The sequence below is a fragment of the Bacillus pumilus genome, assembly GCF_003431975.1.
GTDB lineage: Bacteria > Bacillota > Bacilli > Bacillales > Bacillaceae > Bacillus > Bacillus pumilus_N.
Genome location: NZ_CP027116.1, coordinates 3,771,873 through 3,795,661, shown reverse-complemented (window position 1 = coordinate 3,795,661; position 23,789 = coordinate 3,771,873). Strand labels below are relative to the sequence as shown.

General features: G+C 41.7%; 21 protein-coding genes. 10 read left to right on the top strand and 11 right to left on the bottom strand.

Features of this window, described 5'->3' with window-relative positions; all coding sequences use genetic code 11:
• Positions 1-10 precede the first annotated feature (10 nt).
• The 4 genes from C5695_RS19665 to C5695_RS19650 form a co-directional block, all read right to left on the bottom strand.
• Positions 11-853 carry a sugar ABC transporter permease gene (locus C5695_RS19665; RefSeq protein ID WP_117732735.1) on the bottom strand — a complete coding sequence of 281 codons (843 nt, stop codon included), beginning with the start codon at positions 851-853 and terminating at the stop codon, positions 11-13.
• 1 nt (position 854) lies between these two features.
• A complete protein-coding gene (locus tag C5695_RS19660; protein ID WP_117732733.1) occupies positions 855-2,093 on the bottom strand; it encodes a carbohydrate ABC transporter permease in 1,239 nt (412 codons plus the stop codon).
• 138 nt (positions 2,094-2,231) lie between these two features.
• On the bottom strand, positions 2,232-3,497 hold the full coding sequence (locus tag C5695_RS19655) for a galactooligosaccharide ABC transporter substrate-binding protein GanS (RefSeq protein ID WP_117732731.1): 1,266 nt from the start codon (positions 3,495-3,497) through the stop codon (positions 2,232-2,234).
• Positions 3,498-3,669: 172 nt separating this feature from the next.
• Entirely contained in the window at positions 3,670-4,665 is a 996-nt protein-coding gene (locus C5695_RS19650) for a LacI family DNA-binding transcriptional regulator (RefSeq protein WP_117732729.1), read from the bottom strand.
• A 172-nt stretch (positions 4,666-4,837) separates the two neighbouring features.
• Here C5695_RS19650 and C5695_RS19645 point away from each other — a divergent pair, with 172 nt between their 5' ends.
• Complete coding sequence (locus C5695_RS19645; RefSeq protein WP_117732727.1) at positions 4,838-5,737, top strand: LysR family transcriptional regulator; 900 nt, start codon at positions 4,838-4,840, stop codon at positions 5,735-5,737.
• 13 nt (positions 5,738-5,750) lie between these two features.
• Here the strand turns inward: C5695_RS19645 and C5695_RS19640 are convergent, their stop codons facing one another.
• From C5695_RS19640 to C5695_RS19630, 3 genes are all read right to left on the bottom strand, one after another.
• The gene (locus C5695_RS19640) at positions 5,751-7,427 is read right to left on the bottom strand and encodes a sulfite exporter TauE/SafE family protein (RefSeq protein WP_117732725.1); all 1,677 of its coding nucleotides are present in this window, start codon (positions 7,425-7,427) and stop codon (positions 5,751-5,753) included.
• An 82-nt stretch (positions 7,428-7,509) separates the two neighbouring features.
• The gene (locus C5695_RS19635) at positions 7,510-7,920 is read right to left on the bottom strand and encodes a hypothetical protein (protein ID WP_117732723.1); all 411 of its coding nucleotides are present in this window, start codon (positions 7,918-7,920) and stop codon (positions 7,510-7,512) included.
• 12 nt (positions 7,921-7,932) lie between these two features.
• Positions 7,933-9,423, bottom strand: coding sequence for a lipase family protein (locus C5695_RS19630; RefSeq protein ID WP_187441861.1), 1,491 nt, complete (start codon positions 9,421-9,423; stop codon positions 7,933-7,935).
• A 127-nt stretch (positions 9,424-9,550) separates the two neighbouring features.
• Between C5695_RS19630 and C5695_RS19625 the strand changes: the two genes are divergently transcribed.
• The 7 genes from C5695_RS19625 (at position 9,551) to C5695_RS19595 (ending at position 16,867) form a co-directional block, all read left to right on the top strand.
• A complete protein-coding gene (locus tag C5695_RS19625) occupies positions 9,551-10,054 on the top strand; it encodes a DUF1433 domain-containing protein (RefSeq protein WP_088004038.1) in 504 nt (167 codons plus the stop codon).
• A gap of 59 nt (positions 10,055-10,113) precedes the next feature.
• Positions 10,114-10,599 carry a DUF1433 domain-containing protein gene (locus C5695_RS19620; RefSeq protein WP_117732719.1) on the top strand — a complete coding sequence of 162 codons (486 nt, stop codon included), beginning with the start codon at positions 10,114-10,116 and terminating at the stop codon, positions 10,597-10,599.
• A 97-nt stretch (positions 10,600-10,696) separates the two neighbouring features.
• Entirely contained in the window at positions 10,697-11,632 is a 936-nt protein-coding gene (locus C5695_RS19615; RefSeq protein ID WP_117732717.1) for a nucleoside hydrolase, read from the top strand.
• Positions 11,633-11,724: 92 nt separating this feature from the next.
• Positions 11,725-12,582 carry a MurR/RpiR family transcriptional regulator gene (locus C5695_RS19610; protein ID WP_117732714.1) on the top strand — a complete coding sequence of 286 codons (858 nt, stop codon included), beginning with the start codon at positions 11,725-11,727 and terminating at the stop codon, positions 12,580-12,582.
• A 186-nt stretch (positions 12,583-12,768) separates the two neighbouring features.
• Entirely contained in the window at positions 12,769-14,313 is a 1,545-nt protein-coding gene (gntK, locus tag C5695_RS19605) for a gluconokinase (protein ID WP_117732712.1), read from the top strand.
• A gap of 24 nt (positions 14,314-14,337) precedes the next feature.
• On the top strand, positions 14,338-15,666 hold the full coding sequence (locus C5695_RS19600) for a GntP family permease (protein WP_117732710.1): 1,329 nt from the start codon (positions 14,338-14,340) through the stop codon (positions 15,664-15,666).
• 109 nt (positions 15,667-15,775) lie between these two features.
• On the top strand, positions 15,776-16,867 hold the full coding sequence (locus tag C5695_RS19595; protein ID WP_187441863.1) for a DNA alkylation repair protein: 1,092 nt from the start codon (positions 15,776-15,778) through the stop codon (positions 16,865-16,867).
• Between the two features lie 30 nt (positions 16,868-16,897).
• Here the strand turns inward: C5695_RS19595 and C5695_RS19590 are convergent, their stop codons facing one another.
• Complete coding sequence (locus C5695_RS19590) at positions 16,898-18,235, bottom strand: amino acid permease (RefSeq protein WP_117732706.1); 1,338 nt, start codon at positions 18,233-18,235, stop codon at positions 16,898-16,900.
• A gap of 319 nt (positions 18,236-18,554) precedes the next feature.
• Here C5695_RS19590 and C5695_RS19585 point away from each other — a divergent pair, with 319 nt between their 5' ends.
• Positions 18,555-20,069 (top strand): methyl-accepting chemotaxis protein, encoded by a 1,515-nt coding sequence (locus C5695_RS19585; protein WP_117732704.1) that lies wholly within the window; start codon positions 18,555-18,557, stop codon positions 20,067-20,069.
• Positions 20,070-20,112: 43 nt separating this feature from the next.
• On the opposite strand, the gene C5695_RS19580 is transcribed toward C5695_RS19585, so the two are convergent.
• Together C5695_RS19580 and C5695_RS19575 are read right to left on the bottom strand one after the other, a co-directional pair.
• Entirely contained in the window at positions 20,113-21,096 is a 984-nt protein-coding gene (locus C5695_RS19580; protein WP_117732702.1) for a Gfo/Idh/MocA family protein, read from the bottom strand.
• 143 nt (positions 21,097-21,239) lie between these two features.
• Positions 21,240-21,599: a MerR family transcriptional regulator gene (locus C5695_RS19575; protein WP_039182663.1), complete on the bottom strand. Its 360-nt coding sequence runs from the start codon at positions 21,597-21,599 to the stop codon at positions 21,240-21,242.
• Between the two features lie 306 nt (positions 21,600-21,905).
• On the opposite strand from C5695_RS19575, the gene yidA reads away from it, so the two are divergent.
• Entirely contained in the window at positions 21,906-22,718 is an 813-nt protein-coding gene (yidA, locus tag C5695_RS19570; RefSeq protein ID WP_117732700.1) for a sugar-phosphatase, read from the top strand.
• A 36-nt stretch (positions 22,719-22,754) separates the two neighbouring features.
• Here the strand turns inward: yidA and C5695_RS19565 are convergent, their stop codons facing one another.
• Positions 22,755-23,765, bottom strand: coding sequence for a helix-turn-helix transcriptional regulator (locus C5695_RS19565; protein ID WP_117732698.1), 1,011 nt, complete (start codon positions 23,763-23,765; stop codon positions 22,755-22,757).
• Between the last annotated feature and the right edge of the window lie 24 nt (positions 23,766-23,789).

Genomic DNA, 23,789 nt, shown 5'->3' with positions numbered 1-23,789 from the left:
AAATCTCCCCTTATCCTTTTGTCCCGCCTTGTGTGAGGCCGGATACAAATTGTTTTTGTAAAACAAGAAACAATAAAGCGACTGGAATCGCAATGAGTAAAGCCCCGGCTGCAAAGGTCGTGTAGCTGGCACCCATTTTGTCTGATACAAGATTGTATAGACCGATTGGGAGCGTATACATTTCGGGTGAGCGGACAATGACGCTAGAGATGATGAAATCACCCAGCGGTCCTGTAAAAGAGTTGATGGCGACAACGGCTAAGATGGGCTTAGCAAGCGGCATAATAATTTGGATGAAAATGCGAAAATGCCCTGCGCCATCCATTCTGGCCGATTCATCGAGGTCCTTCGGAATCGCATCGAGATAGCCTTTCATTAAATACGTATTCATCGGAATTTGTCCGCCTGCATAAATCAAAATCAATGCAAGGTGGCTGTTAATGAGTCCAAGCATTTGAGCCAAAACGAAAATCGCAATTAGTGCTGAAAATTGAGGAATCATTTGCAGCAGCAAAAAGAGCATCAGCCCATTTTTCCGTCCTTTGAAACGGAATCTAGAAAAGGCATAGCCTGTAAAACTAACAAGTATCAGCGTTAAGAGCATAGTCGAAATACTGATCTTCATGGAGTTCCAATACCATTTTGCATAAAGTGCTCCCGGGCCGAAGAAAAGCTCGGTAAAGTGACTGAACGTTGGATTCTTCGGAAACATACTTGTACTCATGAGGCTGTTTCCAGGATTAAAGGAAGCACCGATTGTCCAAAGCAGTGGGTATAGAATACAAATGGAGGCAATGAAAAGGATAAAATAAGTAATGCTCAGGCGAATGAGCTTGTTTTGTTTTGATCCCATATCACATCATGTCCTCCTCTTTGAATGAATTCGTTCTCTTAAACTGCCAGAGGGCAATGGCGATGACAAAGATTGAAAGTAAAATCGTGACAGCCGCAGCGAGTGCATATTGAGAAGACTGCATCGTGAGTTTATAAATCCAAGAAACCAAGATGTCCGTTCCCCCAGCAGTTGACCCTGCAACAGGCGGCCCCCCGCCATTAAATAAGTAGATGATATTAAAGTTGTTAAAGTTAAATGTATATTGTGTGATGAGTATAGGTGCAATGGAATAGAGAACAAGCGGTAACGTGATGGACCGGAACTTCTGAAAGAAATTGGCCCCATCAATGGTTGCAGCCTCATATAAATCATCGGGAATCGCCTGCAAAACCCCGGTTGTCATAATGAATACAAAAGGAAATCCGAGCCAAGTCTGCATCGCAATGAGTGAAATTTTGCTCCAAAATGGATCTGTCAGCCATGGTTTTGGATCAATCCCTATCGAGGCAAAAAGTGTATTGTTAATCGCACCAAATGTATCATTGAACAGCCCAGCAAATACCAAAATCGTCACAAACCCAGGAACAGCCCAAGGAAGAATTAAAATCGTTCTGAAAAACCGTTTTCCCTTTAAATCCTTTTGATTGAGCAAAACCGCTAGAAAGATGCCGACGGCACATTGAAGAGTCGACGCAACTAAAGTCCATATGACGGTCCAGCCAAGTACATCAATAAAGGTGTCTCTCCAAATATCAATGGAAAAGATATTTTGAAAGTTCTTGATTCCTACCCAGTCAATCAAATTAGCAGGAGGCGAGTGGTATAAATCGTAGTTCGTAAAGGCAAGCGCAAAGCTGAACATAATTGGAAAGACAACAGAAAATAGAAGTAAAAAGAAAGCAGGCGTGCTCATTAAGTAAGGAAAGCCTTGGTCGATGAGCTGGTGATATTGAGCACGGATGGAATGAAGTGGAACCCCTTGATCCCGTTTCTTTCCGTTTGTAAAAGCATCACGCATCATGAGTACATAAAAGCCGATACCAAAACCAGCTGTTAACAGCGCAATGATCCCTTTTGCTAAAAGAAAAACAGAGTTATCACGAGGCAGCATCGTCCCAAGTGTGAACAGTCCCCAGAAGCCAATATTGAATAAATCATAAAATACAATCAAAAAAGAGACGCCAAACAGGAAAAAGAATGCTCCTTTGCCGTATTGTTTGTTGTATATCTGCCCCATCCCGGGTATAAGAGAGAACATTAGCGCCCGTCTCCGGTGTGTCTTTGATTCCACTGTGTGTGTACGGTCTAGTTCAAGGTTACCCGTCACGTCTAACACCTACTTCATATGAAATTAGATCAACTACGGGCAGTGTGATAGACTACCCGCATTTGATGGTTATTTGGAGTGATTTGCTTTAATTTGAGAGTCGATTTGATTGACCGCATCATCAAATGCCTTTTTCACATCTGTACGACCAGTTGCTATGAGGCCTAATGCACTATCAATCGGCTTCCACACCTCTGCCATTTCAGGATTGTTCGGTGTCAGCGTGGCATATTTCGTTTGCTTTGAAACAGCATTCGCATTTGCGTTTTCAGTAATGACTGGATCTTTCATCAGCTTTTTCACTGGTGGAATTTCCTCTGTTACTTCAAAGCGCTTTTTCGAATTTTTTTCGTTCGTGATAAATTCAACAAATTTCTCAGCAAGTTCTTTATTTTTAGAATAAGAGGAGACATTGTAGCTCTTTACACCTAAGAATGAGCTCATATGCTTTCCGTTAGGGAGTGTTGGCAGCTCGGTCACGCCATAGTCAATACCCGCTTCTTTATAAGGGCCAAATGACCACGGACCAGAAATCACAGCTGCTGCTTTTTTTTCTGTGAATAAGGAGTTGAGGACGTTGATTCCTTGTTCACCAATGATGCCTTTTGGGAAAAGCCCTTCGCTAAAGAATTTTTCAATGTATTTTCCGCCTTCTATGGCACCATCGTTATTAAGACCAATATCATTCACATCATAAGAGCTATCGCTTTTCTGCTTGAAAATATAGCCCCCTGATCCGCCCAGCACACTTTGTGCATAGTAAATTTCATCCCATTTTGCAACAAAACCGTATTTCCCGTCCTTTGTTAGCTTTTTCGAAAGAGCATACCAGCCATCAAGTGTTGTTGGTGCCTTTTTGACAAGGTCTTTGTTGTAAAAAAGCACAGTGGTTTCAACGGATTTTGGCAGACCATACAACTTGCCATCTATCTTTTGTGATTGAATCGATTCGTCTGTGAAGGAGTCGATCACTTTTTGCTCGGGCTTGATTTCCTGTAATAGCCCTTCAGTAACAGCCGAACCAATTTGATCGTGAGGCATCGTGATGACGTCTGGACCTGTTCCCGCTGCTCCATCAAGGCGGAGAGCTTCGATTTGGTCGGCATATGCTTTTTCGACGACTTTGATTTTCACATCATGTTGTTTTTCGAATTCTTTTACAGCGTCTTGAATCCCGTCAGCCTTTTTGACATCCTCCCACACTAGCAAGGTCTTTGTACCTGTAGATGCTGGCTGACTTCCGCTTGAATTGCCATCTCCCGGTCCGCATGCTGAAAGCAGAAGCACAGCAGTCCCAACGACTGCTGATAATGTCGCCCATTTTCTCTTTTTCATTGGTAATCCCCTCTCGTTCTTTTTTCACAGATAACAAGAAAACGCTTTCTTAATGTGAGAATATCAACTTAAGTAAAAAAAGTAAACATGTTTTATTAAATTTATTAAGTAAAATTTTTTACTCATCTAAAGAGAAAAGAAGCCCTCCTCATTGGGTAGGGCTTCCAGTTGTTTATATCGTACTTTTTCGAAAGACAGGCTCTGAGGCAATCAGCACAGTTTTAGGTAATGTTCTGCCGTCCACAAGTCTTTCTAACAATAAATCGACGGCTGTTTCACACAGCAAAGACGTATGAATATGGTACGTGGTGAGCGGTGGTGATACATATTGAGACACATGAATATCGTTGATACTAAAGACGCTGACACGATTCGGCAGAGAAAATCCTCGTTCATTTAATGCTTGTAAACAGCCGATAGCAAGAGGATCACTCGCGACACAAAAAGCGGTGGGAAGTTCATCGCCGAGATCGTCGATCGCCTTTATCATCAGCGAATAGCCTTCATCTACTGAGAAATGTTGACCGATATAGACCAATCGCTCATCAAGCGCATTGTGAGACATCATGTATTGACGGAAAGTCGTTTCGCGGATATCTGGAATGTGTACATGTTTATTCAGATCAAGGTCGGTACCGCCAATGAAACCAATGGATGTGTGCTCTTTTTCAATAAAAGAATCGACGATCTTTTCAACAATTCGTTTCAGGTTTGGCTTTACAGAATCAAAACGGTCTTCATCTGGAGACGTATCAATAAAGACGATGTGCTGGGTGATCGCATATAATTGGTCAAGCTCAGTCTTTTTAAATCGACCGATGGCGATGATTCCTTCTGTAGAAGGATCAATAGATTGAAGACCATCAGATGGATGATAAGCGGTAACATTTAAGCTTCGGGTATTGGTCAGTTCCTCAATGCCTAGACGAATGGATTTAAAATAAATATCTTCAAGCTCTTCCTTTTCGGTCATCCAATAGAGAAAGGCGATTTTTTTTAATGAATGTTTGAATGTCTTCTTTTGATAGGACAAAGCTTCTGCGGCGGCGTATACCTTTTCGCGTGTTTGATCCGTGACAGACAGGTTAGGATCCTGGTTCAGTACACGAGATACCGTCGCAATGGATAATCCTGCTTTTTCAGCGATGTCCTTTATTTTAGCTGCCAAATCAGCACCTCCAATAGAAAATATCTCCTCTTAGTATAGAGTCTTTAAAAAAATTAGTAAATATTTTTATTAAATTGTTTTCGGATAGGCGGTTCTTTACGCAAGGAGAATGAATTAGTAAGATATATATATGAAAGGGATAGGATTAAGATTTCTGATAGGAGAGGGACCGATGTATTACGATGCACTGAAGACATTTGTGACAGTTGTGGAAGAGAAAAACTTTACAAAAGCCGCCCAAAAACTGCGGATTTCTCAGCCGAGTGTCAGTCTTCATATTAAGAATTTGGAGCAGGAATTCCAGACTGTTCTGCTGAATCGTTCGCCAAAGCAATTAACCGTTACACCAACTGGGGATATGTTGTACCATCGATCAAAACAAATCATTCGTTTATATGAACAGGCGAAGCAGGATATTTATGAGCATCATCATCTCGCAAGAGGGAAGCTGACAATTGGTGCGAGTTTTACCATTGGAGAGTATGTGCTGCCGCAAATTTTGGCAGAGTTTCATCAGCTTTACCCGCATGTCGATATTGAGGTGGTCATTGATAATACTGAGGCGATCGCTAGACATGTCCGTTTATTCCATGTCGACATCGGTTTGATTGAAGGACAGACCAATGACAAAGAACTGACTGTTGAAACTTTTCTACAGGACGAGCTTTATATCGTTGCGCCATTAGATCACCCTTTTGCTAAGAAAAAGGATGTCACGATTGATCAATTGCAAAATGAAACGTGGATCACGAGAGAAGAGGGATCTGGTACCGGTGAATACTTACAGCACGTCTTGAAATCGAATGGACTAAAAGCACGGACCTTTGTGACATTTAGCAGCAATCAAGCGATTAAAGAAGCTGTGATTCATGAAATGGGACTTTCAGTTTTATCTAAATATGTCCTTCAGCGAGGCAGCATTGGCGGTGAATTAGCTGTCATTTCTGTGAGAGGAATGGATTTTAAACGAAAATTCTCCTATGTTGAGTCACCCATGACAGGGGGAAATAAAAATAAGGAATTACTTGTTGAATTGTTAAGGAAAGAGAGAAAAGAAGCTTCTCCTCAATAGGAGAAGCTTCTTTTTATAACCCTTTGATTTTGATTTCATCGACTGGAAGGAAGATTTCACCTGTATCTGTATATTTCATGGTGACCTGATCGCCTTCTTTTAGATAAATGACGAGAGGTTCTTTTTCAGATGACATGGTGTAGTTTTTCCCATCGTCTAGTAAGAAGGTGACGGTTGTATAATCACCGGTCTTTTCTTTATACACTCGTTTGACCTTCCCTGCGGCTTCTTTCTTTTCCTGCTTAGAGGAACTGTTAACAGTACCGCCGCCTTTTTGCAGAGCTGTCTTATAGGCTCTCAGTGCTTCGTTTGGTGTTGAAGCATACGCAGCGATCTCTGGATTGGCTGCAGAAACGATAAAGTAGTTTTGCAGGAATCCATTTGAATCGAGAACCGGCGTGAGCCAGCTCGCTTCTCCATAAAAATTATAGAGAATCGGCATGCGGCCTTTCCATTTCTTCTCGATGAAACGTTTCTCAATTATTTGTAGAGCACCTTGAGAATCCATGTAGGACGCTTCAAGATTTCCGGTATAATAAGTCGCTTTTCCAGTTCGGGCATTTGTCAGAGCATACCCAAGCATGGAATCGACGCCCTCTTTCGGACTTGTGAAATCTGTGAAGTAATACATGTCGCCTTTTGAATCAAATACCGGACTCACATTGGCTTCTGTTCCTTCATCTGAAGGCAGTTTCACATCTGATTTTCCAAACATACTGTTCCAGAAGCCGTGAACATAGTTTCCGAAATAACTGTTTTGCAGACTAACGGCCTCTGGTGAAACAGCGCCATCAATAAAAGCAGGCACTTGATCTAGAGCATATTTCTTCGTTGCCCCTGTTTTAGCATCAACAACGACCACGCCAGAAGCTTTAAAGCCATTTCGGGCTGAGATGAAATCGCCATACGTGCGAATGTAATAAGGCTCTCCATCATCATTGATTTCCAGCTGCGTGTCACCGTAGAAAATCAAATCAGGGTATTGAAGGCGAATATGCCGTTCAATTTCTTTGTTGAAATAAGAGGAAGGCGTGTAAACCATCTCTGTTTTGATAAACTTTGGATTAGCAGATGAGTCGGTCGCACTTAATGTAAAGTAACCCGGCGTACTCCCCGAACGAATCCACTTAAAGAAATCCGAGAACTCCACTGGGGCGATGTACACATACTCACCGTTGACCTTCTGAATTTGCAGGCTACCAAGCTCATAGTAGCTCGTATTCGGAACCTGTCCGAACGATTTCTTCATTTTGTTACGAGCAAATTGAGGCGGTACACTCGCAGGTGTTTCCGTCTCATCAAACGCTTTGATTTCGACTTTTTGGTCCATTTTGGAGACATCAAATTTCTCATTCGCATTGAATAGAAAAGCTGTCGCCATATAAACACCGAGTAATAATACAATAAGAAACAGCACACCTTTTATTTTACGCTCTAATCCAACAGACAAAAAGGCCCCTGCTGCTGTCACAACAAGTCCAATCAGCCATAGGGAGGAAGGATTACGATCTAAATTGGTGATGTAATAGAAAACAAAAATACCGACCATAAACAGCAAAGCAAGGCCTGCAATCCACATAAGTGGAACCTGCTGTTCTGTCCCTTTCTTTCTAACGATCAACCTGAGCGGTGTGAGCAAAAGGGTCAAGACAAGACCGATCACAACCGAAAATAACAAAATATATCCCACAAACAGATCTCCTTTCAAATCAATCACTCTTTTAGTATATACGAGTGAGACGGGGAAAAGATTCATCAGACGGAAGGTTCAATTAAATGTCAATCGAATCGATGGCGGCCTGAACATCTTCTTTCAGTTCGAAAAATGTGAGTCTTTGCTCGATTTTCTCTGTTAAGGCGTCAATGGCTTGTCCTGACATATGCGTTTGAATTTGCTTCTTATGTTTATAGACTTCGATCAGAAGGTCATCGATCAGATCTAAAATGTCTCCCGCTTCTTTGCGGTCTTCTGCAAATTCATGTCGAAGCTGATGCCGGATGGCTCTGCTTAGCGCTGTTTTCTGCTCTTCTTTGATCTTTGCTTTCAAAGCAGCCAGCTCTGCTGGTGTCATGTCTTCAGTGTGAAAGTTGGTTTGAGAAAAAACGGAGCTTGATGTATGCGTATCTGTCATTCGTTGCAAAAAACGGTCTGCATCTGTTGGTTGTTTCTTTGAAAATTCCATTCCTCGTTCTCCTTATGAAATGCCCATATTCTTTGCTAGGGCTGTATCTGCATCATGGTATTCTTTCCCTAGCTGGCTCATATCATCTGATATTGAGTCCAGCCACCTTTTGATATTCATCGCGCTATCAATCGCTGTATCATACTCTTTGACGGAATAGAACTCATTCTCAAGTCCCTCCGTTTTTAAATGACGAATCACGGCATCCACATCAGAAGCCGTCAGCTGATCATAGGAACCAAATCCAACAATGTGTTTGTATCTTGAGCGTACCCGTTCCACAGATTGATCCACTTTGTTATCGAGCTTCTCGATTTTGCGGATAATTTGCTGCATATGGTGCTCGGCATATGTCGAGAATTTACGCCCTGTGTTCATGAGAACATGCGACTTGATTAAAATCGCCACCACACTTTGCGGGTGAACATTCGACTGACTCAATTGGTGTAACATGGCGGCAGTGAGAGAAGGGTTTTTTCTCAACATATCATCAATGGTTTCAACGGAGCCATCTGATGAAAATGCATACCGATCTAAGCCATGACTGCCAGCAAGGGCTTCAAGAAACAAATTTGCATCCAGTGAAGGATTGACGCTCATAGCCCGATTGAGGAGATCTTTCATGAATTGGACGGCTTTGGAGGAGTCCTCGGAGTAATCGACGCCTTCAGGTAAAGCGGCATCATACATCACTTTCACACGACCGATTTCTGTCGTATGTCGATTTAGAAGAGAAAGCCCGTCATTGAGATTGATATATTCTGTTAATCTACTGCGGTAATCACCTTTTAATGCTTTGGCTTGGAGGCCATCCGATAGATTGGGGTAAATATTCGGATTCTCAAAGGTGACCCCGCCTTTAATAAAATCATTTTTAACAAGAACATAGGACGCATTCGACCCGCCGAGTGAATGACCTGTCACATACATCTTGGCATTCGGCATTTTCTTATGTATGTCTTTCGCATACCGATCAGCTTGAACCATTTGATTCTCTGCACCATGCTCAAATGGAATATTTTTAATCAGATACTTTGTATCCGAAACCATCCAATCTTGAACAATTTCATTTGTATAGGCGGTTGTGCCTGTTGTCAGCTTAGTCGTTACTTCCTGTGAACCCTTCGATCGACTAAAAGGAGGCAGCTTCGTCAAAATGGTAGAAAGAAGATCATCTGACTCTTTTTTTCCATGTTTTTTAATGGTATCTTTATATTGGCCAGCGCCAATCGGTTCTGACCCGCGGTAGGCGATGACGGCGTTTTTGATTTTGGTGAGGTCTTTGCCTTTACCGGATCGAATAAAGTCATCTTTTGATACCAGAGTTAGTGAGTTAAGCCCTTTTCCTGTTTCTTTATAGTCAACGACATACATTTTTCTACCATTGCTAATTTTTATTTCTTTAGATTTTTTATAGTTTTCTATACTATAAGATCTTGAAGAAATTAAATTATAATCCTCATCTGTTAGTGCATATGACCTTAACTTAGACAAAGTCGTCACTCCTGTAAATAATATATTAACAACAATGTAAATTATAATATACTATGGGATAAATATCTATTTTAAGCAGAAAAATATTTAACTATGATTAGAGGTAAATTGAAGTTGAAAAGGTGGATATTATAATATGAAAAGCCTCAAAATTTTTTTGTTTGTTTTTATCATTATCCTTATAATTATGTCAGCCGTTTTAATTATCCAGCATAACCGAGACCAACCCGATGATGCAGGAGGGAATAACAGTATGCAACAAAAAGAGAAAAGCGACCAAGAAAGAGCAGAAGAGTATGCAAAGAAGATGAAGCCAAAAATTGAAGAGGATTTACGTGAGTCTGATATTCACGGATTTATAAAAAAAATTACGTTTAAAAATCAAGTAACGATCAATCCGATGGGGCACATCATTATTAGAGGATATATCAATGATGAACCCGAGAGATTTAGTTTCGAAGCATTATTGAGATATGAATCTGGTAAAGTTGATTCAATGAGTTATGACCCTGATTTATCAGACCGCTTTATAGATTGGGAAGAATATAAAGATGAGCCGGAAGTGAAAGAAAATTACCTTAAAAGTTTTACTAAGGAGGAACGTGAACAGTATCTGAGAGACATTGGAGAAAAAGAGTAAAACAGGTATACGCGTGCCTGTTTTTACGTTTCATTCATAAAAAGGTGGAAGTGCTAGATATGAAAAATACAATAAAACTTGTATCAGTATTGATTGTGATCATCCTTCTCTCAGTGACTTCATTAATCGTTCAGCACAATCAGCAAAGTCAATCAAATGATGTGGTGAAAGAGAAAAGCGATCAAGAAAAAGCAGAGGAATTCGCAGAGAAGATGAAGCCGAAAGTAGAAGAACGTTTACACAAAAGAGATATTCACAATTTTATTAAAACTATAACGTTCGAGAAGAGGGTAAACATTGATCCAATGGGCTACATAATAATGAGAGGATATATTAATGGGGAGCCAGATAAGTATGATTTCTCTGCATCATTAGAATACCGGTCTAAGGAAGTGGGTTCAATGAGTTTTGCGCCTGATTTATCTTACCGCTTCAAAGACTGGAATAAATATAAAAATGAGCCTGAGATAAAAGAAAACTACCTTAATAGACTCTCTGAAAAAGAACGAGAGCAATATCTAAAGGACATTGGAGGAAAAGAGTAAAAAACATCCGTTAGCCGTTTGTTCTCTAAAATGAAGACCAAAGCAATATGCTATCATTCCCCTAACAAGACTTACAAACAAGGGAGAGATTTCATCCATGCCAAATAAAAAGAAATTGATCTTAGATGTAGACACTGGAATTGATGATGCGATTGGGATTTTGCTAGCAGTGAAAAGTAATCAGTTTGATATGTTGGGGATTACAACGGTGTGTGGGAATGTGTCTGTTGATGCGGCTACATTGAACACATGCAAAGTGCTTGAGTTGGTTGAGGCAGATGAGATCCCTGTGATCAAAGGCGCAACCACGCCTCTTTTAAGGTCGCCTCATTATGAGCATAGGGTGCACGGAGAGGATGGAATTGGCGGTGCTTTAAAGGATGCTCAGCCTATGAAAAAAGCAGATGCTGGTTTTGCACCTGATTTTATCATCGACCAGGTGATGCAGTATTCGAAGCAGGTTACGCTTGTGTTGACAGGACCTTTAACGAATTTAGCCATTGCGGTAAAAAAATGTCCTGAGCTGATTCATCAAGTCAAAGAAGTCATTTTTATGGGTGGTGTCGTGCAGGGACAGGGGAACGTCACACCGGTTGCGGAATTTAATACATATGCAGACCCAGAAGCGGCGAAGTTAGTGCTGGATGCAGGGTTCCCTACATTAACTCAAGTGGGATTAGATGTCACGAGGGAGGTCTTGTTAACGGATGAAAGAATCGATGCGATTCAAAATGAGACGTTGGCCCATTATATTAGAGAGAGTACAAGCATTTACCGGCAGCGCTATTTTGAGCGGAATGGTGTATGGGCGTGTGCCATGCATGATCCGCTTGCTGTCAGTCTCGCTATTGATAAGCAGCTCGTGAGCACACAGGCTTTTCATGTGGATGTTGAGACGAAGAGTGAGTTTTGTGATGGCCAGATGGTCTGTGATTTTCAGCATCAATGGGAGAAAGAGCCTAACGTTCAAGTATGTACTGATGTAGATGCTGACGCTTTCTTTGATTTATTGATCAAAACAATGAACGCTTAAAAAAGAAGTCTGTGCAAACAGGCTTCTTTTTTATAAGATGGGAACATGAGGAAATGTATGCGTTCACATGAATAAGGGAGGAGTGAAGTCAATTGGCTTCTGTTAGTTTAAGTAGTATTGAAAAAATAAGAGCAGCAAGCAGGGGATTGCCGCCAAAGCTGAAAGGAATTGCAGAGCATATTACGAATGAGCCCCGCGACATCATCCATTTGTCTATTGTAGAACTTGCGAAAAAGACCTCAAGCTCGGAGGCAACCATTTTTCGTCTTTGCAAAAGGCTTGGATTTGAGGGCTTTCAAGATTTGAAGATTGCTATTGCCCAGGAAATAGACCAAACAAAGCCTAATTATGTAGATGAAGAAATGAGTCTTGATGATGATACGGCCGTTTTTATGCAAAAGGTTTTTCAGGCGAATATTTCCGCATTAAAGGATAGCTTTCAATTGTTGAATCCAGATGATGTCGAAAAGGCCATACAAATTATACATGAAGCGAAACGCTTAGAGTTTTATGGGAGTGGTGGGTCTGGGCTCATTGCGACAGACGCTTTTCATAAATTTATGAGGACGGGTATCAATTGTATTGTTCACACAGATTCTCATTTTCAAGCGATGTCTGCGGGTCTCCTTGATCAGCACAGTACAGTGATCGGAATTTCTCATTCTGGACGTAATAAAGATTTGCTCGATGCGATGAAAACAGCAAAGGGTAAAGGAGCTAAAACGATCGGTATTACTAGCTATCAGCGTTCTCCATTGAGCCAGCTTGCTGATGTTACGTTGTATACAGCAACGCAAGAAACGGCTTTTCGGACAGAAGCGATGTCCGCAAGGCTAGCTCAGCTGACTGTCATTGACGTTTTATATTTTGCACTTGCCCACTTAAGGCAGCAGGAAACATTAACAAACTTAAAGCAAATGAGAGAAACCATTTCACAAAAAAGGGTGTAATGATTCCAAAAATAAATTTTTCTGACAATGAAAAATGCTGTTGTGGTAACGATTATGAGCTTTTTGATAAAAAAAATTTTCTTTTCAATCGTTGAATGTAGAAAAAATTATTTTTATAATGGGTTTTAACAGGTATATCAAGAACCATATATGTGATTTTCAAATCAATGATTGGGCGTGATACAGATGAAGGGGAACCAGGCGGTAATTGGTTTGGATATTGGAACAACAAGTACAAAGGCGGTTCTGTTTGGACCACAGGGTAAAGTGATAGCGAAGCATTCAGTTCCTTATGAACTCATTCACCCCCAGCCAGCATGGGTTGAGCAGGATCCTGAACATATATTAGAAGCCGTCATTGCGAGTGTAAGAGGTGCATTGACGAAAGCCGCTTTTGATGCAGCAAATCTCATAGGCATTGGGATTAGTACAGCGATGCATTCTTTAATTGTGATGGACGAGGATGGCAAGACGTTAACGAACAGTATCATTTGGGCAGATAACCGAAGTGCAGAACAGGCGAAACGAATCATTTCAGACTTGGATGGCTTCAACATTTATAAAAGAACAGGTACACCGATCCATCCAATGTCACCGCTTTCAAAAATACGTTGGATGAAAGAAATGACACCTGATGTCTTCAAGAAGGCAGCGAAATTTATTTCGATCAAAGAATATATTCTTTATCATTTCTTCGGTCAGTATGTCGTCGATTATTCAATCGCTTCAGCAACGGGTCTGTTCCATTTGGAAACGCTTCAATGGGATGAGAAGGCGCTTCATATTGCTGGAATTGAGGCTAGTCAACTGTCTGAACTTGTCCCAACCACGCATCAGCTGAGAGGTATTCAGTCTGAGATTGCACTACGCATGGGCATCAAGGAAGATACACCATTTGTCGTTGGTGCCAATGATGGCGTTCTAGCGAATTTAGGTGTTGGCGCGATTGGTCAAGGAGAGGTGGCTGTTACGATTGGGACAAGCGGTGCGGTCCGTACAGTAGTAGACAAACCAATTACAGATGAGCAATCAAGAACATTCTGTTATGCGCTGACAGATAAGCATTGGGTTGTGGGAGGACCGACCAATAATGGCGGGATCATGCTGAGATGGCTGAAGGATGAATTCGGGTCTTCAGAGGTAGAGGTAGCCAAGCGCCTAGGTGTGGACCCTTACGATCTGATGATGGATATCGCAGAAAAGGTCCCAGCTGGTTCAGAGGGTCTGCTGTTTCTGCCATTTTTATCAGGTGAGCGTGCACCTTATTGGAATCCAAATGCGAGAGGCACTTTCTTTGGGATCGGTCTTCAGCATAAACGGGAGCACTTTATTAGAGCTGTGTTAGAAGGCGTCATTATGAGTGTTTTCTCAATCGGTGTTGCTTTAAGAGATTTAACTGGTTCAGCAAAGGATGTCAGGGCTTCAGGCGGATTTGCGCGATCTCCGCTGTGGCGGCAAATTTTAGCGGATACGATGGGTAGAGAAGTGCTTGTTCCAGAAAGCTACGAGGCGTCAGCACTTGGTGCGGCTGTCCTTGCACTTCATAGTTTAGGTCATATGGAAGAGATAGAAGAGGTTCAGGAGTGGATTCGCATTACTGCTCATCACGAACCTAATATGAAGAACAATGAAACTTACATAGAGCTGTTTTACTTATATGAACGCCTCTATGACAAGCTGAAGGATGAATTTGATGTCATTAGTGCGCTGCAATTAAAACAAAATCGTTAAACATCAGGGAAAAGGTGGGAGAACATGCTTTTATTCATTGTGATTGCGGCGATTGTCCTTTTACTCATTCTCATCACAGTCGCTAAGCTGAATCCATTTGTGAGTTTAATTATTACTTCTATGTTAGTAGGCTTTGCGACGGGAATGGATTTGCAGGAAATCATACAATCGATTAAAACGGGGTTAGGCAATACGTTATCATTGCTAGCAATTGTTCTAGCGCTTGGTACCATGCTTGGGAAAATGATGGCTGAGTCAGGGGGAGCAGAGCGAATAGCTCAAACCTTAATCAGCCGATTTGGGACGAAGAATGTGCATTGGGCAATGATGTTTGTTGCCTTTATCGTGGGGATACCTGTCTTTTTCCAGGTCGGTTTCGTTCTTCTCATTCCTTTACTTTTTACAATTGCCATTGAAACAGGCATCTCTCTTGTGACCATTGGGATCTCATTAATCGCTGGCTTGTCTGTCGTGCATGGACTAGTGCCGCCTCATCCAGCGGCAATGGCAGCCGTTGGCATTTACCATGCCAACGTGGGGAAAACCATTTTCTTTTCTATTATTGTCGGATTGCCAACAGCGATTATTGCTGGACCGCTGTATGGTAAGTGGATTGGCAAGCGGATACATAAACCCGTTCCAGTAATGCTGAAAAAACAGTTCACTGAACGAAATGAAGATCGAAAGCTCCCCGGCTTTGCGAATACGATGTTTACCATAATGGTACCGGTCATTTTGATGCTTTTTGCCACATTGGCGGACATTATCTTACCAGAGGACAATATGTGGTTCCATGTATTCAAGTATATCGGGGATCCAATAACAGCACTGCTGATTGCAACAGTTTATTCTTTCTTCAGTCTTGGCTTTATGCAAGGAATGAGCCGTGATCGGGTGCTTTCCTTTAGTAATGAGTGCTTGGGACCGATTGCTTCCATTTTACTTGTCATTGGAGCTGGAGGGGCCTTCAACAATGTGCTCATTGATTCAGGTGTTGGTGATTATATTGCAGATTTAGCTAAACACTCGCCGATTTCACCGATTTTGCTTAGCTGGCTGATAGCTGCGGTGATTCGGGTGGCAACAGGATCTGCTACGGTATCTATGATGACGGCAGCAGGTATTGTAGCCCCAATTGCTGCAACTATGCCGGATGTAAGTAGAGAGCTGCTTGTGTTAGCGACAGGAGCGGGTTCGTTAATTTTATCTCATGTCAATGATTCCGGTTTTTGGCTGATCAAGGAGTATTTTGGTATGACCATTAAAGAGACGTTCTTGACATGGACGGCTATGGAGACGATCATTTCCGTCAGCGCTATTGCATTTATTATGATCATTAATATGTTTTTATAGTGAACAAAGTAGCCTGATTCTTTGGAATCGGGCTATTTTTGTGTGTTGTGAACCCACTTTCTTCAGATTCGGGTAAAATAATGATATTGAGATATGGGAGGCGGACACGATCGAACCATTAAAACATGTGTACAATGAATTATTTATTCAAGAATTAGCAGAGAAGCTTACGCAGGCTTCAAGTGAATTTGATGCTGAGCCATTCAAGCGACTCGTATTTCAAGAGGATTGGCAGCAGCTTGAGTTAAAAGGACGGATGAGAAGAGTCACTGAATCGATGCATGCCTGTTTGCCTGACAACTATGTGCAGGCCATTGAGGTACTGCGTCATGCAGCCCCGCATTTTTCAGGGCTTAGTGCGCTCGTATTTCCCGACTACGTCGAGACATACGGCCTTTCACATTGGGATCTCTCGATTAAGGCGCTCGAATTTTTCACGCCCTTTTCCACTTCTGAATTTGCCGTTCGTCCATTTTTGATTCAAGATCAAGACAAAATGCTTACGCAAATGCTCGCATGGTCTCAGGATCAAAATGAGCATATACGGAGGCTGGCTAGTGAAGGGTGCAGGCCGCGTCTGCCATGGGGCTTATCTGTTCCTACGCTTAAAAAAGACCCTTCGGTTACGCTGCCGATTTTGGAAAATTTGAAGTCGGACCCGTCGCGTTATGTGCAAAAAAGTGTAGCGAACCATCTAAATGATATTTCCGCGATTCAGCCTGATTTGATGAAGCAGACGGTTCAAAACTGGTATGGAACCAATAAACATACGAACTGGATTGTCAAACATGCATCCCGTACTTTACTCAAAAAAGGAGATCCCGCTATCATGGCTATGTTTGGCTATGGAGATGATCCATCTGTTCAGGTAACGGATTTGAGGATAGCACAAGATCCTATCCATATTGGAGAGAAAATGACTTTTCATTTTACACTTCAGGCGGATAAGCCGTTAAAGCTACGTGTAGAGTATGCCATAGACTATGTCAAAGCTCGGGGTACTCGCAATCAGAAGGTATTTAAAATCACAGAGTTTGAAACAGGCGCAGCGTTACATAGAGAATTCGTCAGGTCACAGTCTTTTCAAAATATGACGACGAGAAAACATTATGAGGGGACTCATACATTAACAATCATCATCAACGGCATACCGAAAGCGTCGGTTGATTTTGAAGTGACAGAAGAAGATAGTAACTCATGAAAAAACCCGCCATTAGGCGGGTTTTGGTGTTTAAGCTTTCTTTTTCATCAAAAATGATGCAATGATGGCTGCGATTAAGAAACCGATGCTGATAATCGAGCTAGGCAAGTTTTCTTGTCTGAATAGGAACATCACAAAACTTACACTCAGCACAAGACCTGCAAATAAGGTCAAATACGGAAACAGCCACACTTTGAAATACGGCTCCTGTGGATATTTCGGGCGAAGTTTCAGATGTGCCATGCAAATGCTGATCCAAATGAGTGAAACAGCAAAACCAGGGATAGCTAGCATGTAACTGAAAATTTGCTCTGGATATAAGTAAGCAAAGAATGTTCCGATGAGAAGGAACAGAACGGTCACCCATAAGCTCAAAATAGGTACGCCTCTTTTATTGACCTGTGCCAGCTTTTTCGGACCGCCATCTGATTTAGAGAGAGAATGAATCATTCTCGTCGTTCCATAAATGCCAGAATTGGCCGCAGATAGAACAGCTGTTATCAATACGAAATTAATGAAGTGAGAGGCTCCTTGCATGCCAGCAGCAGAAAAGACTTGGACAAAAGGACTGTTATTTGGATCAATTTGATTCCAAGGAATGAGCCCGCAGATGATCAAAATCGGCAATGTGTAAAATAAGATAATCCGCCACATCATACTTTTGACAACACCAGGTAAGACCTTTTCCGCATCCTTTGTTTCTGTAATGGTCAGCCCGATCAATTCAGAGCCCCCGTAAGAGAAAATAACAACTAGTAAAGATGCAAAGATCGCACCCCATCCGTTCGGGACGAAGTTTTGATAGTTGGTGAGAGCAGGCGTGCTTTGTTCGTTTGGAATGATCCCAAATAATAGAGCTGCACCGAGAATAATAAAGACAATAATAACGAAAATCTTCATTCCAGCGAACCAAAACTCAATTTCACCAAAGTATTTTACATTATTTAAGTTAATTCCGATGACTAAGAGTGAGCAAAGTAAACAAAGTGACCAGAGCGGTACGTTCGGCATCCAGTATTGAAGCAGACTGCCTGCTGCAATAATTTCGATGACACATACTGTGAGCCACATGAAACAATAAACCCAACCGACGACAAATGAAAAACGTTGACCAAGCGCAATCTGTATCAGGTCGCGAAGATTATTTCCCGGATAGACAATGGCCATTTCGGCTAAGGCTGCCATCACGATAAGTAATAATAATCCGGCAAATACATAGGAAAAAATGACCCCAGGACCTGCTAAACCGATTGTATCGGCACTTCCTTTAAAGATTCCTGTACCAATGACCCCGCCCATCGCAATCATGCGAATGTGACGCGGTGATAAAAGCTTTTTTAATTCTTGTTGTTCCTGATTCGCGCTCATGACGTTCTCCTTTTTTAAAAATGCTTATGTTCCATTTTCTTTTGTCGGGACGTCAGTGTCAATATAAAAAAAGAGATTTTTCAGACAAAAAAGGTGGTTGATTCTATCAAGTAATCCAGTTATATCCATTAATTTCTTCTATCAGCCATAACCAAAATATGAAACTCCGTGAAAAAATGAATATTTGCCTTATTTATGACATAAACAATTTTCAGTTTTTGTCGATATATCATTTGTATTACTAAAGTCCTAATAGAGAATTGTTTATAACTGTAAAATATTTCAAAATTGTACGAAAGAATGAAAGGAGTTATGAAAGATGTTTATGAGAAAAGCAAATGACTCGTCAGCGGGAATCCTTTTGAAAGAAAGCAGTCAATTAGTAGAACGAATTGAGAAAGGAGACCTTTCAGCAAGACTAGATACTGCTGCATTCTCTTCAAGTCAAGCGACTGAAGCAGTGGCTCAAATAAATGAAGCGTTGCAAAAGATGCAGGAAGCAAATGAAGATATTCAAATGCGGATGAACTTAGTGACAAAAGCCATTCAAGTTGGCTTATGGGATATGGTCGTTATCGCTGGAGATCCGGTCAACCCAAACAATGAATTCACATGGACAGACGAATTCCGCAACATGCTCGGCTTTCAAAATGAGCACGATTTTCCAAATGTTTTAGACAGCTGGGCTTCTCGCATTCACCCAGAAGATCAAGAGTTTACCCTAAATGCGTTCTCTGCGCATTTATTGGACCATTCTGGTCGTACCCCATATGACATCGAATATCGTTTGAAGTTGAAAAACGGAGATTACCGCTGGTTCAAAGCAACTGGAACGACCATTCGTGATCGTAACGGTGTCCCTCTTCGTGTGGCGGGAGCTCTTTTTGATATTCATGATCAGAAATTGAAAGAAGAAGAGCTGCAAGCATTCGTGACGAGATACGATTTAATCAATCGTGCGCTTGTTGAAGCTCCTTGGGACATGGTGGTAGAGGCCGGCGATCCAGTGAATCCAAACAATGAGTTCTGGTGGTCCCCGCAGTTCAGAAAAACGCTTGGCTTTACGGATGAAAAAGATTTCCCGAACGTGTTAAGCAGCTGGAGCGATCGTCTGCATCCTGAGGATCAAGAATTGGCTCTCCAAGCCTTTGCTGACCATTTAAATGATCACTCTGGACGCACACCATTTGACATTGATTACAGATTACAGAGTAAAAATGGCGAGTATCGCTGGTATCATGCGGGTGGTGAAACCATTCGTGATGACAAAGGCGTTCCTCTTCGTGTTGCAGGTACCATTCGTGACATCACGTTAGAAAAAAACAAAGAGAAAACAGCAAATGAAATGGCTTCACAAGTAGAGCAGCTTTCAAGTTCGATCAGCGAGATGGTATCAGGTATCAGCTCTGTGACAAACCAAGCGCAGGAGCTTGCTGTCGCACAAGAGCAGTCAACATCTGCTGCCAACCTAGCAAAAAATAGTGCAGATGAGACGAAAAATATTTCTGACTTGATCAAAGAAGTAGCGAACCAAACGAACTTGCTTGGTTTAAATGCTGCGATTGAAGCAGCAAGAGCTGGTGAGCAGGGACGCGGATTCTCTGTTGTTGCAGACGAAGTGCGTAAGTTGGCGCTTCATAGTGCCAATGCAACGGAGAATATCGAATCTAGTTTGACAGAAATGAAAACGCAAATTGATGAAATTCTTGAAAATATCTCGAACATGACAGCTCTTACACAAACACAGGCTGCTTTAACAGAGCAAGTGAATGCTTCAGTCGATGAAGTGAACCACATGTCTCAGCGCCTTGTGGCTTATTCTAAGAGTATTTAATCGCCAAAAACCGCCCTCTCTAAATAGAAGGCGGTTTTTTTCATTAAAAATCATCTGCTGGGAAAACAATACCTGCATCTTTTCTTGCAGCTTCAAGAACTTTCATCACAGAGAGACTTTCATCCAGCCATGTGTAGCACTGTTCACGATCTTCTGTTTCGATGATGTGCTGGAAAGCTTCTGCTTCATAAAACAGGCGGTTTGGATTTGTTTGTGCATTGAGTGAGATCACCTGATCATTCACATGCAGCAACACTTCCTCGCAGCCATTCGCTCCATTTTTCACATGAATGAAGCCTTTTTCACCTTGAATCAATGCGAAATTCATACTGCTTGTATCCTTACTGCCAACACTGGTTGCAATGAAGTCACTGTAGGTGAACGTTAACACACCAGAGGTATCAATGCCATTTGGGTGGCGGTTTGCCTGATAGCGAACCCGCTCTGGTGATCCGAAGAGGTTCATGACGAAATGGACATTATAGATATTAATATCCATTAACGCGCCCCCAGAGAAAGCAGGATTAAAGACATTTGGTGTTTCGCCGGCTAGCAGCTGAGGATATTTGCTTGAATATTGACTATAGTTGCATTGAACCAGTTTGATTTTGCCTAATTGATGCAGGTGCTTTTTAATCAAATGATAGTTTGGCATATGAACGGTCGTAATGGCTTCAAATAAGAAAAGCTGCTTTTCCTTTGCGAGAGTGATTAAGGCTTCCAGCTCTTTGACATTAGAGGTGAAAGGCTTTTCGCAAATCACGTGTTTTCCGTGTGCTAATGCGGCCGTGGCATGCTCGCTATGTAATCGATTCGGTGATGCAATATAAACGGCATCAATGTGAGGATCTTCTAGCATAGCGGTTAAATCCGTATAAGTCGTTTGTACCCCAAATTGGTCTGCGAGCTTCTTTGCCGTTGCCTCCTTTCTTGAATAAACGGCATGACAAGAAGCGCCTTCGAGCTGTTCAATCGCTTGCAGGAAGCTTTCCACAATCACACCTGTTCCAATGGTTGCAATGTTCATTCTACTCAAAACCCCTTCCACTCGTTTGATATCAAGTTAAGCTGTTTCTAGTATACATGATGTTTTCTTCACACGTGCAATTAAGACCTGGGCGGAGAGGGTGCCATTGGCAAACATCAGCACATATTTGGTAGCCCTTACAATTAGCTGATGTTCGCTAATGTTTGTTTTGTTAACAATTGAATGGCGGCCTTCCTCTTCTTTAGCTCTTGAATGGAATGTTGAATATCTTCCACTTTTTGTTCGAGCAGCTGTTCAGCTTCTGTTTTTGATTGTTTTTCAAATAGTGATTTGATAATTTCGCGAATTTCTTTGAGTGAGAAATCTAGCTTTCTAGCTTCTGTGATAAAGGAAAGCATGAGTACATATTTTTTATCATATAAACGATAGCCGTTATGTGCTCTCTTAGGTTCGGGGAGCACACCTTCATTTTCGTAAAAACGAATGGTTTCAATATGTACACCAGACATTTTTGACAATTTTCCTCTAGTAAACGTAATCATTCCCTGCACCTCCTTTCTTTGCTATCCATCATACAATTAGATTTGCTAGTTTCAAAATGTTCAGTGATGAACATTTATTGTATTTTCCTCTTTTGAAAAGGGGAGAAATTCTGTTTAAAGCAGTGTGAAGAGAATACGATATAATAGAGTAGGCTTATGACAATTTTGTTACAGGTAAGAACAAGTAGACAGCGTGCTGAAAAAACGATAGGCTAAAATAGGTAAATAGTAATGATATAACTTGTCATCTTGTAGATGACTCAAATAGGGACAGCACGTTTCTTGCTGAGAAAAGGGGACCAGTGAATGTATAAATTAGTTGCAATTGATATGGATGGTACGTTATTAAATGATCAACATATGGTGCCGAATGAGGTGTTTGAAGCCATTCAACAGGCGAAGGCAGAGGGAGTGAAAATTGTATTATGTACAGGGCGGCCTATTGGCGGAGTGAATCGTTATTTAGATGATCTTCAGCTCAATCAAGAGGGAGATTACGTGATTGCCTACAATGGGGCACTTGTCCAAAACAGCCATACAAATGAAGTGGTGTCAGAATTGACGTTATCCTATGATGATTTAACTTCTTTATATAAGCTGAGCCGTGAGCTGGATACACCGATGCATTATTTCGATTCCGCTCATTTGTACACGCCGAACCGTGATATTAGTGAGTACACAGTACTTGAATCTTACTTAACAAAGCTACCGCTTAAATATTTACCTGTTGAAGAGGCGGACCCTTCAATGAGACTTCCAAAGATGATGTATATTGATCAGCCAGAACGTTTGGAAAAGACGATACAAGCCATTCCATCTGAAGTGAAAGGCAAATATATGATGGTGAAAAGCACAGATTTCTTCCTTGAAATCCTGCATCCTGAAGTCAGCAAAGGAAACGCCGTGAAGCTTCTAGCGAAAGAGCTGGGGATTGCTCGTGAAGAGGTCATGGCCATTGGTGACAATGGGAACGACGTATCAATGCTGGAATTTGCGGGCTGCGGTGTTGCTATGGGAAATGCCATTGATGATGTCAAAGCCGTAGCAGATGTTGTGACAAAATCAAATAATGAAGCCGGAGTAGCACATGTTCTGCATGAGTTAGTTCTAGGAAAATAAACAAACAAGCGGTCTACCAGTGAGGTAGCCGCTTTTTTATATGTGAGAGAAAAAGTAAACGAGCATCCTTCTGCTGCTTAAATTTGTCTTTTGTAGCATCGCTTTCACATGATCATGGACGGTATGGGTTGAAATAAATAATGTACTGGCAATTTCCTTTGTAGACTGGCCCTTTAATAAGCAGTCGAGGACGTTCATCTCTCTTTCTGTCAGCCGGTATGTTTTTGCTGCATAAGGAAGAATATCATTGGTTTGGGCTCTCTTGATGTGAATCATAAAAGCCGCTTCTTCTTGCCCGGCTCCCTGTGCTAACCTAAATGCTTGAAGGGAGATGAACAGCCCTGTAGGCAATCTCGTCATGCTTGCGGCTGTTTGTTCGATGTTGCCGTATAAAATTTTTGCCCCTAATGCTCTGAACGGGCGTGGCATGGTCGCCTTGTCATGGATTTGTTCAAAGGCTTGAAACGTCTCAAGCCAATGAAGACCCGTCTCATTTCCATAAAGAAGATTGTAATCGTGGGAGAGAATGAGGAAACCTTGCTGCTCCACGGCGTCATCCTCTTCTATATCTCTTTTCTTGAAAAGTTCATCTCTTAGCTTGGCTGCGAGTCTAGGTGTTTGCTCGATGACCGCCCGGATATCTTGTGCTTGAAAAGGTTCCTTGTCCTTTAGACGATATAGGCTGGCAATCCCCCAGCATTCTCCTTCAATCACAAGGGCTGCCCGCAATTCATCAGACCACCCTTTAGGTAATAAAATGTGCTGATAGCGTTCACTGTTGAGGTATTCTCCGCTTTGGACTAAGCTCGCAGCATGAATAGGTCCTTTAGCTAGAGACTCATGCTGATGTACGTCTTTTTTTAAGAATTCATTTTGAAACAGCTTGTCATGAATTTCTTCGATCGATTCATCTGTGAAGGAACCTGTCGAGAGGAGAGTAGCTGGATCGATTGTCGTGATACAGGCAGCATCAAAATCAATGACGGCAGCAAGCTCGTCCCGGATATGTTGTCTCAGCTGCTGAAAATGAATGGCTGGGTTGGTCACATGATCTCCTCCTCAAAAATCCCC

Excerpts from the sequence above, each read along its gene's own strand:
- yidA (WP_117732700.1), top strand. The coding sequence starts at position 21,906 with ATGTATAAATTAGTTGCAATTGATATGGATGGTACGTTATTAAATGAT.
- C5695_RS19590 (WP_117732706.1), bottom strand. The coding sequence starts at position 18,235 with ATGAGCGCGAATCAGGAACAACAAGAATTAAAAAAGCTTTTATCACCG.
- gntK (WP_117732712.1), top strand. The coding sequence starts at position 12,769 with ATGAAGGGGAACCAGGCGGTAATTGGTTTGGATATTGGAACAACAAGT.
- C5695_RS19655 (WP_117732731.1), bottom strand. The coding sequence starts at position 3,497 with ATGAAAAAGAGAAAATGGGCGACATTATCAGCAGTCGTTGGGACTGCT.
- C5695_RS19615 (WP_117732717.1), top strand. The coding sequence starts at position 10,697 with ATGCCAAATAAAAAGAAATTGATCTTAGATGTAGACACTGGAATTGAT.
- C5695_RS19645 (WP_117732727.1), top strand. The coding sequence starts at position 4,838 with ATGTATTACGATGCACTGAAGACATTTGTGACAGTTGTGGAAGAGAAA.
- C5695_RS19575 (WP_039182663.1), bottom strand. The coding sequence starts at position 21,599 with ATGATTACGTTTACTAGAGGAAAATTGTCAAAAATGTCTGGTGTACAT.
- C5695_RS19635 (WP_117732723.1), bottom strand. The coding sequence starts at position 7,920 with ATGGAATTTTCAAAGAAACAACCAACAGATGCAGACCGTTTTTTGCAA.
- C5695_RS19620 (WP_117732719.1), top strand. The coding sequence starts at position 10,114 with ATGAAAAATACAATAAAACTTGTATCAGTATTGATTGTGATCATCCTT.
- C5695_RS19585 (WP_117732704.1), top strand. The coding sequence starts at position 18,555 with ATGTTTATGAGAAAAGCAAATGACTCGTCAGCGGGAATCCTTTTGAAA.
- C5695_RS19625 (WP_088004038.1), top strand. The coding sequence starts at position 9,551 with ATGAAAAGCCTCAAAATTTTTTTGTTTGTTTTTATCATTATCCTTATA.
- C5695_RS19600 (WP_117732710.1), top strand. The coding sequence starts at position 14,338 with ATGCTTTTATTCATTGTGATTGCGGCGATTGTCCTTTTACTCATTCTC.
- C5695_RS19660 (WP_117732733.1), bottom strand. The coding sequence starts at position 2,093 with ATGTTCTCTCTTATACCCGGGATGGGGCAGATATACAACAAACAATAC.
- C5695_RS19665 (WP_117732735.1), bottom strand. The coding sequence starts at position 853 with ATGGGATCAAAACAAAACAAGCTCATTCGCCTGAGCATTACTTATTTT.
- C5695_RS19580 (WP_117732702.1), bottom strand. The coding sequence starts at position 21,096 with ATGAACATTGCAACCATTGGAACAGGTGTGATTGTGGAAAGCTTCCTG.